Source organism: Streptomyces sp. B21-105, assembly GCF_036898465.1.
GTDB lineage: Bacteria > Actinomycetota > Actinomycetes > Streptomycetales > Streptomycetaceae > Streptomyces.
Map to the genome: position 1 here is coordinate 8,021,691 of NZ_JARUMJ010000001.1, position 13,486 is coordinate 8,035,176.

10 protein-coding genes are annotated in these 13,486 nt (G+C 72.0%); 7 read left to right on the forward strand and 3 right to left on the reverse strand.

Going from position 1 to position 13,486, the window contains the following annotated elements; all coding sequences use genetic code 11:
• Nucleotides 1–323: 323 nt before the first annotated feature.
• Nucleotides 324–1,253 carry a helix-turn-helix domain-containing protein gene (locus tag QA802_RS35935; protein WP_334531762.1) on the forward strand — a complete coding sequence of 310 codons (930 nt, stop codon included), beginning with the start codon at nt 324–326 and terminating at the stop codon, nt 1,251–1,253.
• A gap of 146 nt (nt 1,254–1,399) precedes the next feature.
• Here QA802_RS35935 and QA802_RS35940 read toward each other — a convergent pair whose 3' ends face one another.
• The 3 genes from QA802_RS35940 to QA802_RS35950 all read right to left on the reverse strand — a co-directional run bounded on the left by QA802_RS35940 (nt 1,400) and on the right by QA802_RS35950 (nt 4,412).
• Nucleotides 1,400–2,794 (reverse strand): glycoside hydrolase family 16 protein, encoded by a 1,395-nt coding sequence (locus QA802_RS35940; protein ID WP_334531765.1) that lies wholly within the window; start codon nt 2,792–2,794, stop codon nt 1,400–1,402.
• 294 nt (nt 2,795–3,088) lie between these two features.
• Entirely contained in the window at nt 3,089–3,874 is a 786-nt protein-coding gene (locus QA802_RS35945) for an IclR family transcriptional regulator (protein WP_334531768.1), read from the reverse strand.
• Between the two features lie 76 nt (nt 3,875–3,950).
• The gene (locus QA802_RS35950) at nt 3,951–4,412 is read right to left on the reverse strand and encodes a MarR family winged helix-turn-helix transcriptional regulator (RefSeq protein WP_443042225.1); all 462 of its coding nucleotides are present in this window, start codon (nt 4,410–4,412) and stop codon (nt 3,951–3,953) included.
• Between the two features lie 207 nt (nt 4,413–4,619).
• On the opposite strand from QA802_RS35950, the gene QA802_RS35955 reads away from it, so the two are divergent.
• The 6 genes from QA802_RS35955 to QA802_RS35980 all read left to right on the forward strand — a co-directional run bounded on the left by QA802_RS35955 (nt 4,620) and on the right by QA802_RS35980 (nt 13,161).
• Nucleotides 4,620–5,537 (forward strand): SDR family NAD(P)-dependent oxidoreductase, encoded by a 918-nt coding sequence (locus QA802_RS35955; protein WP_319171627.1) that lies wholly within the window; start codon nt 4,620–4,622, stop codon nt 5,535–5,537.
• Between the two features lie 12 nt (nt 5,538–5,549).
• The gene (locus QA802_RS35960) at nt 5,550–6,425 is read left to right on the forward strand and encodes an amidohydrolase family protein (protein WP_334535093.1); all 876 of its coding nucleotides are present in this window, start codon (nt 5,550–5,552) and stop codon (nt 6,423–6,425) included.
• Between the two features lie 12 nt (nt 6,426–6,437).
• Nucleotides 6,438–7,943: an acyl-CoA synthetase gene (locus tag QA802_RS35965; protein ID WP_334531773.1), complete on the forward strand. Its 1,506-nt coding sequence runs from the start codon at nt 6,438–6,440 to the stop codon at nt 7,941–7,943.
• 57 nt (nt 7,944–8,000) lie between these two features.
• On the forward strand, nt 8,001–8,456 hold the full coding sequence (locus QA802_RS35970) for a MaoC family dehydratase (protein ID WP_319171630.1): 456 nt from the start codon (nt 8,001–8,003) through the stop codon (nt 8,454–8,456).
• A 185-nt stretch (nt 8,457–8,641) separates the two neighbouring features.
• A complete protein-coding gene (locus QA802_RS35975) occupies nt 8,642–9,979 on the forward strand; it encodes a 6-phospho-beta-glucosidase (RefSeq protein ID WP_334531777.1) in 1,338 nt (445 codons plus the stop codon).
• Nucleotides 9,980–10,071: 92 nt separating this feature from the next.
• Nucleotides 10,072–13,161: an alpha-mannosidase gene (locus QA802_RS35980; RefSeq protein ID WP_334531780.1), complete on the forward strand. Its 3,090-nt coding sequence runs from the start codon at nt 10,072–10,074 to the stop codon at nt 13,159–13,161.
• Nucleotides 13,162–13,486 lie beyond the last annotated feature (325 nt).

The window sequence follows — 13,486 nt, forward strand, 5'->3', positions numbered from 1 at the left end:
TGCCACGCCGCCCCGGACTCGGCGACGCCCTCGTACTCCAACCGGGTGACCACCTCGTCGCGGGAGATGCCCGGCGGCGGCCGGTGGTCCCCATCCCTGTCCCCGTTCGGCTTGTCCTTGTCGGCAGGAAACCGTCACCTCGGTGGACGTGCTCATCTTCAAGACATCCTCGACGGGAGCGGCCGGCGGCTCTGACGTGTTCAAACTTAAAAGTCTGACTTTTCGGCGGGTAGGTCTCCCTGTGTCAGGCTTTGGTGAAAGTGGGACACCCCCGGGCGACAGATGAGCACCCCGGGACGGCAACTGGGCGGCGCGAGCAGGACATGGCGGACACAAGCACCCCAAGCATCCCAAGCGTCCATGGTGGCGCCGGGAACGGCGGCATCAGAACCTTCCCCTTCCCCGTCGAGCGCAGCGTCGGCGGCATCGGTATGCAGGTGGGCCCGATGGGGCCCGCGCTCGGCGGCCGCTCCTGGCGCACGGATGCCCCGCCGGACCGCGTGCACCGCATCGACTTCCACGTGGTGATGCTGTTCGACGCCGGCCCCGTCCGCCACATGATCGACTTCACCCGGCACGAGGCGGCGGCCGGCGACGTGCTGTGGATCCGCCCGGGCCAGGTCCACCGCTTCTCGACGTCGAGCGAGTACCGCGGAACCGCCCTGACCATGCAGCCCGGATTCCTGCCGCGCGCCACCGTCGAGGCGACCGGCCTCTACCGCTACGACCTGCCGCCGCTGCTGCATCCCGACGAGGCACAGCTCGCCGGGCTGCGCGCGGCACTGACGTACCTGCGGCGGGAGTACGACGACGGCGCCGAGGGCACCCTGCCGCCGGGCCTGCACGCGGCGGTGCTGCGGCACTCGCTGACGGCGTTCCTGCTGCGGCTCGCGCACCTGGCGGCGAGCGGCGCGGAGGCGGCACGGCGTCAGGCCGACACCACGTTCACGCTGTTCCGGGACGCGGTGGAAAAGGAGTTCGCCGCCAACCACAGTGTCAGCGCCTACGCCGACTCCCTCGGCTACTCCCGGCGCACCCTCGTGCGGGCGGTCCGCGCGGCCACCGGCGAGACGCCCAAGGGATTCATCGACAAGCGGGTCGTCCTGGAGGCGAAACGGCTCCTCGCCCACACGGACCTGCCGGTCGGCCGGGTGGGCGCGGCGGTCGGCTTCCCCGACCCGGCGAACTTCTCCAAGTTCTTCCAACTGCACACCGGCCAGACGCCGGTGGCCTTCCGCGCCGACCAGGGCTGACGGCGGCGGCGGGCGCGAGGGCGGGGGCCTGCGCGTTTCGCGTGCGCGCGGGCAGGACGGCGCCGGGGGCCGGCCTCGGTGTGAGGCCGGCCCCCGGCGCCGTCGAGCCGTCGAGCCGTCGGTCAGTGTTGTCGCCGGGCCGTCGGTCAGTGGCCGAAGGTGAACCAGTTGACGTTCACGAAGTCCGCCGGCTGGCCGCTGGTGAAGGTCAGGTAGACGTCGTGGGTGCCGGTGACGGCGCTGATGTTCGCGGGGATCGTCCGCCAGCTCTGCCAGCCGCCGGTGTTGCCCACCGCGAAGCTGCCGACCGGGGCGGCGCTGCGGCTGTCGAGGCGCACCTCGACCAGTCCGCTGACGCCGCCCGCCGCACCGCCCGCGACCCGGGCGCTGAACTGGGTCGCCGCGGACGAGCCGAACTTCACGCCCTTGTACAGCGCCCAGTCGCCATTGGCGAGGGAGCCGATGTTCTGCCCGCCGCCGCTGTCCGAGGTGGACTCGGTCATCGTGCCCGACTGGCTGTCGTACGACTCGGCCTGGATCGTGCCGTAGGCGTCCCGGGCGCCGGCCGGCGGGGGAGTCGTGGTGCCGCCGCCGGTGCCCGCGGCCTGCAGCACCTGCACGTAGTCGACCACCATCGGACGGCCCGGCTGGGTGTCGCCGTCCAGGCCGCCGCCGAAGGCGTCGGGGAAGGCCCCGCCCATCGCGACGTTCAGGATGACGAAGTAGCCGTGGTTCGTCGCGTTGGTCCACGTCGTCGCGTCGACCTGGTTGGCGGTGACGGTGTGGTAGTTCACGCCGTCGACGTAGAAGCGGATCGCCTCGGGGCTCACCGAGCGGTCCCACTCCATGCTGTAGGTGTGGAAGCCGGACTGGCAGGTCGTGTTGGGACACGCGACGGAGTTGCCGATGCCGGTCGTCTCGTTGCACGGGCCGCCCGGGTTGGTGCCGCAGTGCATCGTCGCCCACACCTTGTTGAGGCCCTGGACGTTCTCCATGATGTCCAGCTCGCCGACGCCCGGCCAGTTCTGGTAGTTGCCCCGGTACGGCGCGCCGAGCGCCCAGAACGCGGGCCAGTAGCCCTCGGCGGCGGTGCCGGTCACGTTCGGCATCTGGATCCGCGCCTCGACGCGCAGTTTGCCGCCGGACGGGGGCTGGAAGTCGGTGCGGTTGGTCTCGATGCGGCCGGACGTCCAGCGGCCGGCGGAGTCGCGCAGCGGGGTGATGCGCAGGTTGCCGTTGCCGTCGAGCGAGACGTTGGCCGTGCTGTTGGTCATCGTCTCGACTTCGCCGGTGCCCCAGTTGGCGGGGCCGCCCGGATACGAAGTGCCGGTGCTGTACTGCCAGTTGGACGGGTTGACGCCGGTTCCGGCGGTGCCGGTGAAGTCGTCGAGGAAGACCTGGGTCCAGCCGGACGGCGGCGTCGGCGCGGAGGCGTTCGCGGGCAGGGTGACGGCCGCGGCGGCCGCCGCCGCCAGACCGAGCGTGCTGAGCACGGCGATGAGCGCGCGTCGCCGTCGAGGGATGCCGGAGGTAGCACTCATGAGGGGGGGCCTCTCGGGTACGGAGTGATGGCGCGGGTGCCTTTCCCAACCTTTGAGAGCGCTCTCAAAGTGCGCCCAATGTGCTCTCCGTCCCGGGGACCGTCAAGACTTGTAGCGAAGAAACTCCTTCCCTGCCAAGGAAGTTCAGGGCGTGAACCACGCAAACGTGTGAAACCGCGCCGCCCGGACCGCAATCGCCGCCCGGAACTGAGGCGCTCCCCGCACCCCGACGGCCTGCGGGCACACCCGGACGCACGAGACGGCGCGGTTGGGTTGCGTGGGTGGGGGAGTCGGTCAGTCTCGGTGGGGTGGTGGCTGGGGGTGCCAGCCCAGGGCTCGGGAGATGCCTCGGGCGGCGAGGCGGACCGCGGGGGCCAGTACCGGGACCTGGGCGTCCGCGTGCGGGACCACGACCGACACGGCGGCGGTCACGTCGCCGTCCGGGCCGCGCACCGGAGCGGCCACCGACAGGGCGTCGTCCGTGACCTGACGGACGCTCACCGCGACGCCCGTGCGCCGCACTTCGGCCAGCGCCCGGCGCAGCCGCGCCGGATCGGTGATGGTGTGGGCCGTGTAGGACGTCAACGGGCTCGCGCAGTAGGCCTCTTGCAGCTCCGTGCTGCCGTGCGCCAGCAGTACGAGGCCGACGCCGGTGACGTGCAGGGGCCAGCGGGCGCCCACCCGGATGTGCACGCCGACCGCGGACCGGCCGGACAGCCACTCGGTGTAGACGACCTCGCTGCCGTCCCGCACCGCCAACTGCACGTTCTCGTGGGTGGCTTCGTACAGGTCCTCCAGATACGGCAGCGCGGCCTGCCGCAGCGCCAGGCCGCGCGGCGCGAGCGCCGCGATCTCCCACAGCCGCAGCCCCACGTGGTACGTCCCGGACCCGTCGCGCTCCAGTGCGCCCCAGTCGGTCAGCGCGGCGACCAGTCGGTGGGCTGTGCTGAGCGTGAGGCCGGCGCGGCGGCTGATGTCGGTGAGGGACAGCGCGGGATGCGTGTGGTCGAACGCCGCCAGCACGGCCAGCAGGCGGTCGGGCGCGGAGCGGGCGTTCGCGGCGAGAGCCGGCCGGTCCATCGGGTCCTCCTCACGGCAGCGGGCTGACGGGGTCGGGTCCGCCGGTGGGACGGTTCCCGGGGGAGGGCTCACCGCGTCAGGCGAGCCCGTCCTCGGCGATCCGCAGCAGCAGGGCGTGCAGCGCGTCACGTTCGGCCGGGGCGAGCGGGCCGAGCAGTTCGTTCGTCACTCGCAGGCCCGCCTCGTCGGTGCCGCGCAGGAACGCGCGGCCGTCCCCGGTGAGGACGACGATCCTGCTGCGCCGGTCGTCGGGGGAGGGGCGGCGCTCGGCGAAGCCCAGCTTCTCCAGGTCGTCGACCAGGCCGACGATCGCGCTCGGGTCGTAGCCCAGCCGGGTGCTCAGCTCCCGCTGGAGCGCGCCCTCGGAGGTGGCGAGGAAGCGCAGCACCGCGTAGTGGCGCAGCCGCAGCCCCGACTCCTGGAGGAACGTGTTGAAGAGCTGACCCGAGCGCAGCCCCAAGCGGTAGAGCAGGTAGCCCGTGTCGGCGTGCAACGCGCGCATCCACGGCTCGTCACCGTCGATCGGGGCGGCGTTCACTGCGTTGTCCTGGCGGGCGATGGCGGGCTCCCTGGTCTCGGTGGTCGGTGGGTCGGTGGTCGGTGGTCTCGGTCCCCTCCCGGGGCGGTTCGTCGTACAGATTTCAGCATGCCGCACGTACAGGAGGACAACAACTATTGACGACGACAATTATTGCTCTTAGCTTCGATATAGGAAGCCGCACCCCCCATGTGAAGGGACACCGTCGTGCCCAGCATCGATCTGACCGGCAAGGTCGCCGTCGTCACCGGCAGCGGCCGAGGCCTCGGCCTCGCCTACGCGCACGCCCTGGCCGCCCACGGCGCGGCCGTCGTCGTCAACGACGTCGACGAGGAGGTCGCCGAGCAGGCCGTGAAGTCCCTCGTCGAGGCGGGCGGCAGGGCCGTCGCCGAGGTGGTCCCGGTCGGCACGACCGAGGCCGCCGAGCGGCTGGTGAACCGGGCCGTGGAGGAGTTCGGGCGGCTCGACATCCTCGTCACCAACGCGGGCATCCTGCGCGACAGGGTGCTGTGGAAGATGACCGACGACGACTTCGACGCGGTGATCGCCACGCACCTCAAGGGCACCTTCACCTGCGCCCGCGCCGCCGCGGTGCGGATGCGGGAGCAGGGCGAGGGCGGCACGCTGATCCTCGTCGGCTCGCCGGCCGGCCAGCGCGGCAACTTCGGCCAGACGAACTACGCGGCCGCCAAGGCGGGCATCGCCGCGTTCGCCCGGACCTGGTCGATGGAGCTGGGCCGCGCGAACATCACCGTCAACGCGATCGTCCCGGTGGCCGCCACCGCGATGACCGAGACCATCCCCGCGTTCGCCCCGTACGTCGAGGCCCTGAAGAACGGCGAGCCGTTCCCGGACTTCCTGCGCAAGGGCGAGGGCTTCGGCACCCCCGAGGACTGCGCGGCGCTGGTGCCCTTCCTGGCCTCCGAGGCCGCCCGGGGCGTCACCGGCCAGGCCATCGGCATCGGCGGCGACAAGGTGGCACTCTGGTCGCATCCGCAGGAGATCCGCACGGCCTACGCCGACGGCGGCTGGACGCCCGAGACGCTGGCCGACGTCTTCCCGACCTCGGTCGGCGCCGAGCTCCAGACGGTCGGCGTCCCGGCCCCGAAGTTCCCGGAGGCCTGACCCATGGCGACCATCGACGTCGGGGAACTCGTCGCGATCGACGTCCACACCCATGCCGAGGTGTCCTCCAAGGGCCACTCCTCGCTCGACGACGACCTGCACGACGCGTCCTCCGCCTACTTCAAGGTCGAGGGCAAGCGCAAGCCCACGCTCGAGGAGACGGCCAGCTACTACCGTGAGCGGAAGATGGCCGCCGTGATCTTCACGGTGGACGCCGAGTCCGCCACCGGTACCGCGCCCGTCCCGAACGAGGAGGTCGCCGAGGCGGCCGCCGCCAACGCCGACGTCCTCATCCCCTTCGCCTCCATCGACCCCTTCCGGGGGAAGGCGGGCGTGAAGCAGGCCCGCCGCCTGGTCGAGGAGTACGGGGTGAAGGGCTTCAAGTTCCACCCCAGCATCCAGGGCTTCTTCCCCAACGACCGCGCGGTGGCGTACGACCTGTTCGAGGTCATCGAGGAGACGGGGACCATCGCCCTGTTCCACACCGGCCAGACGGGCATCGGCGCCGGAGTCCCGGGCGGCGGCGGCATCAGGCTCAAGTACTCCAACCCGCTGCACGTCGACGACGTCGCCGCCGACTTCCCGCACCTCAAGATCATCCTGGCGCATCCGTCGTTCCCCTGGCAGGACGAGGCCCTGGCCGTCGCCACCCACAAGCCGGGCGTGCACATCGACCTGTCCGGCTGGTCTCCGAAGTACTTCCCGCCGCAGCTCGTGCAGTACGCCAACACGCTGCTGAAGGACAAGGTCCTCTTCGGCTCCGACTTTCCCGTACTCACCCCCGACCGCTGGCTCGCCGACTTCGACAAGCTGACGATCAAGGACGAGGTGAAGCCGAAGATCCTCAAGGAGAACGCCGCCCGTCTGCTCGGGCTGACCACACCGTAAGGGGCGTGGACAATGCGCAACGAGGGACTGGGGTCCTGGCCCGCCCGCCGGGCCCGCAAGACCCCGCACCGCACCGCCCTGGTCCACGGCGGGCAGTCGACGGACTACCGCACCCTGCACGCCCGCACCACGCGCCTGGCGCACGCCCTGCGCGCCCGGGGCGTGCATCGCGGCGACCGCATCGCCTACCTGGGCCCCAACCACCCCTCCTACCTGGAGACCCTGTTCGCCGCCGGCGCGCTCGGCGCGGTCTTCGTCCCCCTCAACACCCGCCTCGCCGGTCCCGAGATCGCTTACCAGCTCGCCGACTCCGGGGCCAAGGCCCTCGTCTACGGGCCCTCGCACGCGGGCCTCGTCGCCGGACTGCCCGGGCACACGGACGTCCGGACGTACCTCGAGGTCGGCGCCGAGTACGAGCAGGCGCTCGGCTCGGCGCCTGACGAGCCCATCGACACACCGGTCGCCCCCGACGACACCTGCATCATCATGTACACCTCGGGGACCACCGGCCGCCCCAAGGGCGCGATGCTCACCCACGGCAACCTCACCTGGAACGCGATCAACGTCCTCGTCGACACCGACCTCGTCGCCGACGAACGCGCCCTCGTCTCCGCGCCGCTGTTCCACACGGCCGGACTGAACATGCTGACCCTGCCGGTGCTGCTCAAGGGCGGCTGCTGCGTCCTCGTCGAGGCCTTCGACCCGGAGGCCACCCTCGGCCTGATCGAGCAGCACCGGATCACCTTCATGTTCGGGGTGCCGACGATGTTCGACCAGGTCGCCCGGCATCCGCGCTGGGCCGCCGCGGACCTGTCCTCCCTGCGCATCCTGACCTGCGGCGGCTCCCCTGTGCCCTCGCCGCTCATCGCCGCCTACCAGGAACGCGGTCTGACGTTCCTCCAGGGCTACGGCATGACCGAGGCCTCGCCCGGCACGCTCTTCCTGGACGCCGAGCACGCCGTCAGCAAGGCGGGCTCGGCGGGCGTCCCGCACTTCTTCAGCGACGTGCGGGTCGTCCGGCCGGACCTTGCCCCCGTGGAGACCGGCGAGACCGGCGAGGTCGTGGTCCGCGGTCCGCACGTCATGCCCGGCTACTGGGGGCTGCCCGAGGAGACGGCCACGGCCTTCGCCGACGGCTGGTTCCGCAGCGGGGACGCCGCCCGGGTCGACGAGGACGGATACGTGCACATCGTCGACCGCATCAAGGACATGATCATCTCGGGCGGGGAGAACATCTACCCCGCCGAGATCGAGGACCTGCTGCTGGCCCACCCCGACATCGTCGAGTGCGCGGTCATCGGCGTCGCGGACGACAAGTGGGGCGAGGTGCCGCGCGCGGTCGTCGTGCCCCGCGAGGGCGGCACGCTCGACCCCGACCAGGTGCTGGCCTCGCTGGCGGGCCGGCTCGCCAAGTACAAAATCCCCAAGTCGGTGGTGATCGCGGACGAACTTCCGCGCACCGCCTCCGGCAAGCTCCTCAAGGCCCGGGTGCGCTCCCGCTTCGGCACCGACTCCTGACCTTCTCCCTTCGAGCAACTCCCCGTAGCTGAGCAACTTCCCTGTGAGGAACGGTATATGAGCATCAACGTCAACGGCCTGGACGAGCTGCGGAAGCTGTCCGGCAGCGACCTGGGCACCAGCGAGTGGATCGAGGTCACCCAGGAGCGCATCGACACGTTCGCCGACGCGACCGGGGACCACCAGTGGATCCACGTGGACCCGGAGAAGGCAGCGGCAGGACCCTTCGGAGCGCCGATCGCCCACGGGTACCTGACCCTCTCCCTCTTCATCCCCCTCTTCACCGAGCTGCTGGACGTCCAGGGCGTCACGACCAAGGTCAACTACGGGCTGAACAAGGTCCGCTTCCCCTCGCCGGTCAAGGTCGGCTCGCGGATCCGTCTCGTCGCCAAGCTGACCGACGTCGAGGACGTCCCGGGCGGGGTGCAGATCACCGTCGACGGGGCGATCGAGATCGAGGGGGGCGCGAAGCCCGCGGCCGTGCTGCAGAGCCTGTCGCGGTTCTACGCGTGAGCCGACGCCGTCGCGCCGTCGCACCGCCGTGCAGCGGAAGGGCGGTTGAGCCGTTGAGTCGTTGCACCGTGGCGTCGTAGCAGCTGACATGGTGGGGACCCGCGCGGCCGTCGTGGCCGGCCGCGCGACCCGCCCCTCCTCCGGGCGGCGGGCGTCGAGGCGGTTCCGGCAGGAGAGGTGCAGGCGTGAAACTGACCATTCTGGGCGGCGGCGGGTTCCGGGTGCCGCTCGTGTACGGCGCACTCCTGACGGACCGCGGCGAGGGGCGCGTCACCGACGTCGTCCTGCACGACCTGGACGACGGCCGGCTGCGGGCTGTCGCCCGGGTGCTCGCGGAGCAGGCCGCCGCAGTGCCCGACGCCCCCCGGGTCACCGCCACCACCGACCTCGACGAGGCCCTGCGCGGCGCCGACTTCGTCTTCTCCGCGATCCGCGTCGGCGGCCTCGAGGGCCGGGCGAACGACGAGCGGGTGGCCCTGGAGCAGGGCGTCCTAGGCCAGGAGACGGTCGGCGCCGGAGGCATCGCCTACGGTCTGCGGACGGTCCCCGTCGCCGTCGACATCGCCCGCCGGGCGGCCCGTCTCGCCCCCGACGCCTGGGTCATCAACTTCACCAACCCCGCGGGGCTCGTCACCGAGGCCATGTCCCGCCACCTCGGCGACCGCGTCATCGGCATCTGCGACTCGCCGGTCGGCCTCGGCCGCCGTATCGCCCGGGTCCTCGGCGCCGACCCGAAGCAGGCGTGGATCGACTACGTCGGCCTCAACCACCTCGGCTGGGTCCGCGGCCTGCGGATCGCCGGCCGCGACGAGCTCCCGAGGCTGCTCGCCGACCCCGACCTGCTCGGCTCCTTCGAGGAGGGCAAGCTCTTCGGCGTCGACTGGCTGCGGTCCCTCGGCGCGATCCCCAACGAGTATCTGCACTACTACTACTTCAACCGGGAGACCGTCCGCGCCTACCAGCAGGCCGAGAAGACCCGCGGCGCCTTCCTCGCCGACCAGCAGGCCCGCTTCTACGAGGAGATGCGCGACCCCGGCGCGGCGGCCCTCGCCGCCTGGGACCGCACCCGCGCCGAACGCGAGGCCACCTACATGGCCGAGAACCGGGAGAGCGCGGGCGCCGGCGAACGCGACGCCGACGACCTCTCCGGCGGCTACGAGAAGGTCGCCCTCGCCCTGATGCGGGCCATCGCCCGCGACGAGCGCACGACGCTCATCCTGAACGTCCGCAACCAGGGCGCCCTGTCGGTGCTGGACGCCGACGCCGTCATCGAGGTGCCCTGCCTCGTGGACTCCGGCGGCGCCCACCCGGTGGCCGTCGCCCCGCTGCCCGAGCACGCCACCGGGCTGGTGTGCGCGGTCAAGGGCGTCGAGCGCGAGGTGCTCGCCGCCGCCGGGTCCGGCTCCCGGGCGACGGCCGTCAAGGCGTTCGCGCTGCACCCGCTGGTCGACTCGGTGAACATCGCCCGCAAGCTGGTGGAGGGCTACACCGACGTCCACCCGGGGCTGGCGTACCTTAAGTAGCCCCACCGGGGGGAAAGCGCTTTCGCCCGGTGGGCGCAGCACCCCCGCCCCGGGCCTACCCGCACTTCGTGGTCCCTCTCTGGAGATTCCCCATGCATGACGAACGCCGCCGCATCGAGGAGCGCGTCGAGCGCGTCCACAACCAGCGCGTCAAGCCCGCGATCTACGCGGCGACCGTGCCCCTCGAGGTCGAGGCCTGGCAGGCGCCGGGGGAGCCCGTGTCCTTCGAGGAGGCCGCCGCCGCCGTCTACGAGCCGTTCGCCATGGACACCCCGTGGGGCCCGCCCTGGGGCACCACCTGGTTCCGGATGCGCGGCCGGGTGCCCGACGAGTGGGCGGGCCGGCGCGTCGAGGCCGTCATCGACCTCGGCTTCACCGGCGACTGGCCCGGCAACCAGGTCGAGGCGCTCGTCCACCGCACCGACGGGACGCCGCTGAAGGCCGTCAACCCGCTCAACCAGTACGTGCCGATCGGCAACCCGGCGACCGGCGGCGAGAGCATCGACTACCTCGTCGAGGGGGCCTCCAACCCCGACATCCTGGCCGGCGGCTTCGCCGAGCCGACCCCGCTCGGCGACGTGCTGACGGCCGGCGACCGTCCGCTGTACACCTTCCGCCGCGCCGACCTCGCCGTCCTCGACGAGCAGGTCTGGCACCTCGACCTCGACCTCCAGGTGCTGCGCGGGCTGATGGTCCACCTCGCCGAGCACGAGCCGCGTCGCCACGAGATCACGCACGCCCTGGACCGGGCCATGGACACCCTCGACCTGGACGACGTCTCCGGCAGCGCCGCCGCGGTCCGCGAGGTCCTCGCCCCGGTCCTGGCCCGGCCCGCGCACGCCAGCGCCCACACCATCTCCGGCGTCGGCCACGCGCACATCGACTCCGCCTGGCTGTGGCCGATCCGCGAGACCAAGCGCAAGACCTCCCGCACCTTCTCCAACGTCACCGCGCTCGCCGACGAGTACGAGGACTTCGTCTTCGCCTGTTCCCAGGCGCAGCAGTACGAGTGGGTCCGCGACAACTACCCGCACGTGTGGGCGCGCATCCAGGAGTCGGTGAAGAAGGGACAGTGGGTCCCGGTCGGCGGCATGTGGGTCGAGTCCGACGGCAACCTGCCCGGCGGCGAGGCCATCGCCCGCCAGCTCGTCCACGGCAAGCGGTTCTTCATCGAGCACTTCGGCGTCGAGACGAAGGGCGTCTGGCTGCCCGACTCCTTCGGCTACAACGCCGCCTACCCGCAGCTCGCCAAGCTCGCCGGCAACGACTGGTTCCTCACCCAGAAGATCTCCTGGAACCAGACCAACAAGTTCCCCCACCACACCTTCTGGTGGGAGGGCATCGACGGCACCCGCATCTTCACCCACTTCCCGCCGATCGACACCTACAACGCCCGCTTCAGCGGCGAGGAGATGGACCGCGCGGTGCGCAACTACTCCGAGAAGGGCGGCGGCACGCGCTCCCTCGCCCCCTTCGGCTGGGGCGACGGCGGCGGCGGCCCCACCCGCGAGATCATGGAACGGGCGCGCCGGCTCGCCGACCTGGAAGGCTCGCCGAAGGTCGTCGTCGAGCACCCCGACGTCTTCTTCGCCAAGGCCCGTGAGGAGTACCCGGACGCCCCCGTGTGGGTCGGCGAGCTCTACCTGGAGCTGCACCGCGCCACCTACACCACGCAGGCCCGCACCAAGCAGGGCAACCGGCGCTCCGAACACCGGCTCCGCGAGGCGGAGTTGTGGGCGACGACGGCCGCCCTGCACGCGCCGGGCTACGCCTACCCGTACGACCGGCTCGACCGGCTCTGGAAGACGGTGCTGCTGCACCAGTTCCACGACATCCTGCCGGGCTCCTCGATCGCCTGGGTGCACCGCGAGGCGGAGGCCGAGTACGCCCGCGTCGCAGGGGAGCTGGAGGCGCTGACCGCAGAGGCGGTCGCCGCGCTGGGCGCCGGCGCCACCCGGGTGTTCAACACCAGCCCGTACGACCGCGCCGAGGTGCTGCGCACCTCCGCGGGGGCACCGGCCTACGTGGAGGTCCCCGCGAACGGCAGCGCGCCGCTGGCCGCGGACACCGTCGGCTCCCCGCAGCCGGTGACGGTCTCCGGGCTGACCCTCGACAACGGCCTGGTCCGCGTGGAGGTCGCGGCGGACGGCACACTGTCCTCGGTGCGCGACCTGCGGGCGGACCGCGAGGTCCTCGCCGGCCCCGGCAACCTGCTCCGCCTGCACACCGACCTGCCCAACCACTGGGACGCCTGGGACATCGACAAGCACTACAAGAACCGCTTCACCGACCTGCTCGACCCGGACTCGGTCAGCGTCGTCGAGGACGACCCGCTGCTCGGCGCCCTGCGCGTCACCCGCTCCTTCGGCAAGGGCTCGACCCTCACCCAGACGATCACCGTGCGGGCCGGCAGCCCCCGCGTCGACATCGAGACCGACCTCGACTGGCACGAGGCCGAGAAGATCCTCAAGGCCGCCTTCCCCGTCGACGTCCGCGCGCCGCACTCGTCCGCCGAGATCCAGTTCGGCCACGTCCAGCGGCCCACCCACACCAACACCAGCTGGGAGGCGGCCCGCTTCGAGGTCTCCGGCCACCGCTGGGTGCACGTCGGCGAACCCGGCTACGGCGTCGCGGTCCTCAACGACTCGACGTACGGCCACGACGTCTCCCGCACGGTCCGCGAGGACGGCGGCACGACGACCACGGTCGCCCTCAGCCTGGTGCGCGCCCCGCGCATCCCGGACCCCGAGGCCGACCAGGGCCGGCACCGGTTCACGTACTCCCTGCTGCCGGGCGCCACGATCGCGGACGCCGTCGCCGAGGGGTACGCCCTCAACCTGCCGTTGCGGGTGTCCGAGTCGGCGGGCGCCGCGGCGCCGGTCGTGTCCGTGGACGGCGACGGCGACGGCGACGGCGGGGGCGCGGGCGGCGTGACCGTGGAGACCGTCAAGCTCGCCGACGACCGGTCGGGCGACGTCGTCGTGCGGCTGTACGAGTCCCGCGGCGGACGGGCCCGAGGCGTGCTGCGCACCGGCTTCCCGCTGGCTAGCGCGCGCGTCACCGACCTGCTGGAACGACCGCTGCAGGAGCAGTCCGCCATCTCGGTGCCCGGTGACGGCACGGTCGAGGTGACCCTGCGCCCCTTCCAGATCCTGACCCTGCGACTGCGCCGGGGCGCGTAGGACAGGTCCCGGCGCCGGCCCGAACCGCCGGCCCGGACGTTCCTGACGCACGGTCGGGTCGGCCGGCCGCTCCCCGTGACAGCGGCCGGCCGACCCGATCCCCCCGATCCCCCGTGCCCCGAGGATCCCCCGTCGATCCCCGGAGCGTCCCCCGTCGATCCCTGTGCTTCCCCCCCAAGGGCCGGTGCTCCCCCGGTGGCCCTTCCCCCTTGAGAGTCCGCGGGTACGCCCCTGATACACCCCGGGCGGAAAAGAGTCCCCCGGGTCCCTGAGGTGTGCTGCGGGCGCGATCTGGCGGTGTTCGGGAGCGGAAGGGAGTGCAGGG

What these genes read in the sequence shown, in the direction of transcription:
- QA802_RS35935 (WP_334531762.1), top strand. Translation starts at nt 324, where the DNA reads ATGGCGGACACAAGCACCCCAAGCATCCCAAGCGTCCATGGTGGCGCC.
- QA802_RS35940 (WP_334531765.1), bottom strand. Translation starts at nt 2,794, where the DNA reads ATGAGTGCTACCTCCGGCATCCCTCGACGGCGACGCGCGCTCATCGCC.
- QA802_RS35945 (WP_334531768.1), bottom strand. Translation starts at nt 3,874, where the DNA reads ATGGACCGGCCGGCTCTCGCCGCGAACGCCCGCTCCGCGCCCGACCGC.
- QA802_RS35965 (WP_334531773.1), top strand. Translation starts at nt 6,438, where the DNA reads ATGCGCAACGAGGGACTGGGGTCCTGGCCCGCCCGCCGGGCCCGCAAG.
- QA802_RS35970 (WP_319171630.1), top strand. Translation starts at nt 8,001, where the DNA reads ATGAGCATCAACGTCAACGGCCTGGACGAGCTGCGGAAGCTGTCCGGC.
- QA802_RS35980 (WP_334531780.1), top strand. Translation starts at nt 10,072, where the DNA reads ATGCATGACGAACGCCGCCGCATCGAGGAGCGCGTCGAGCGCGTCCAC.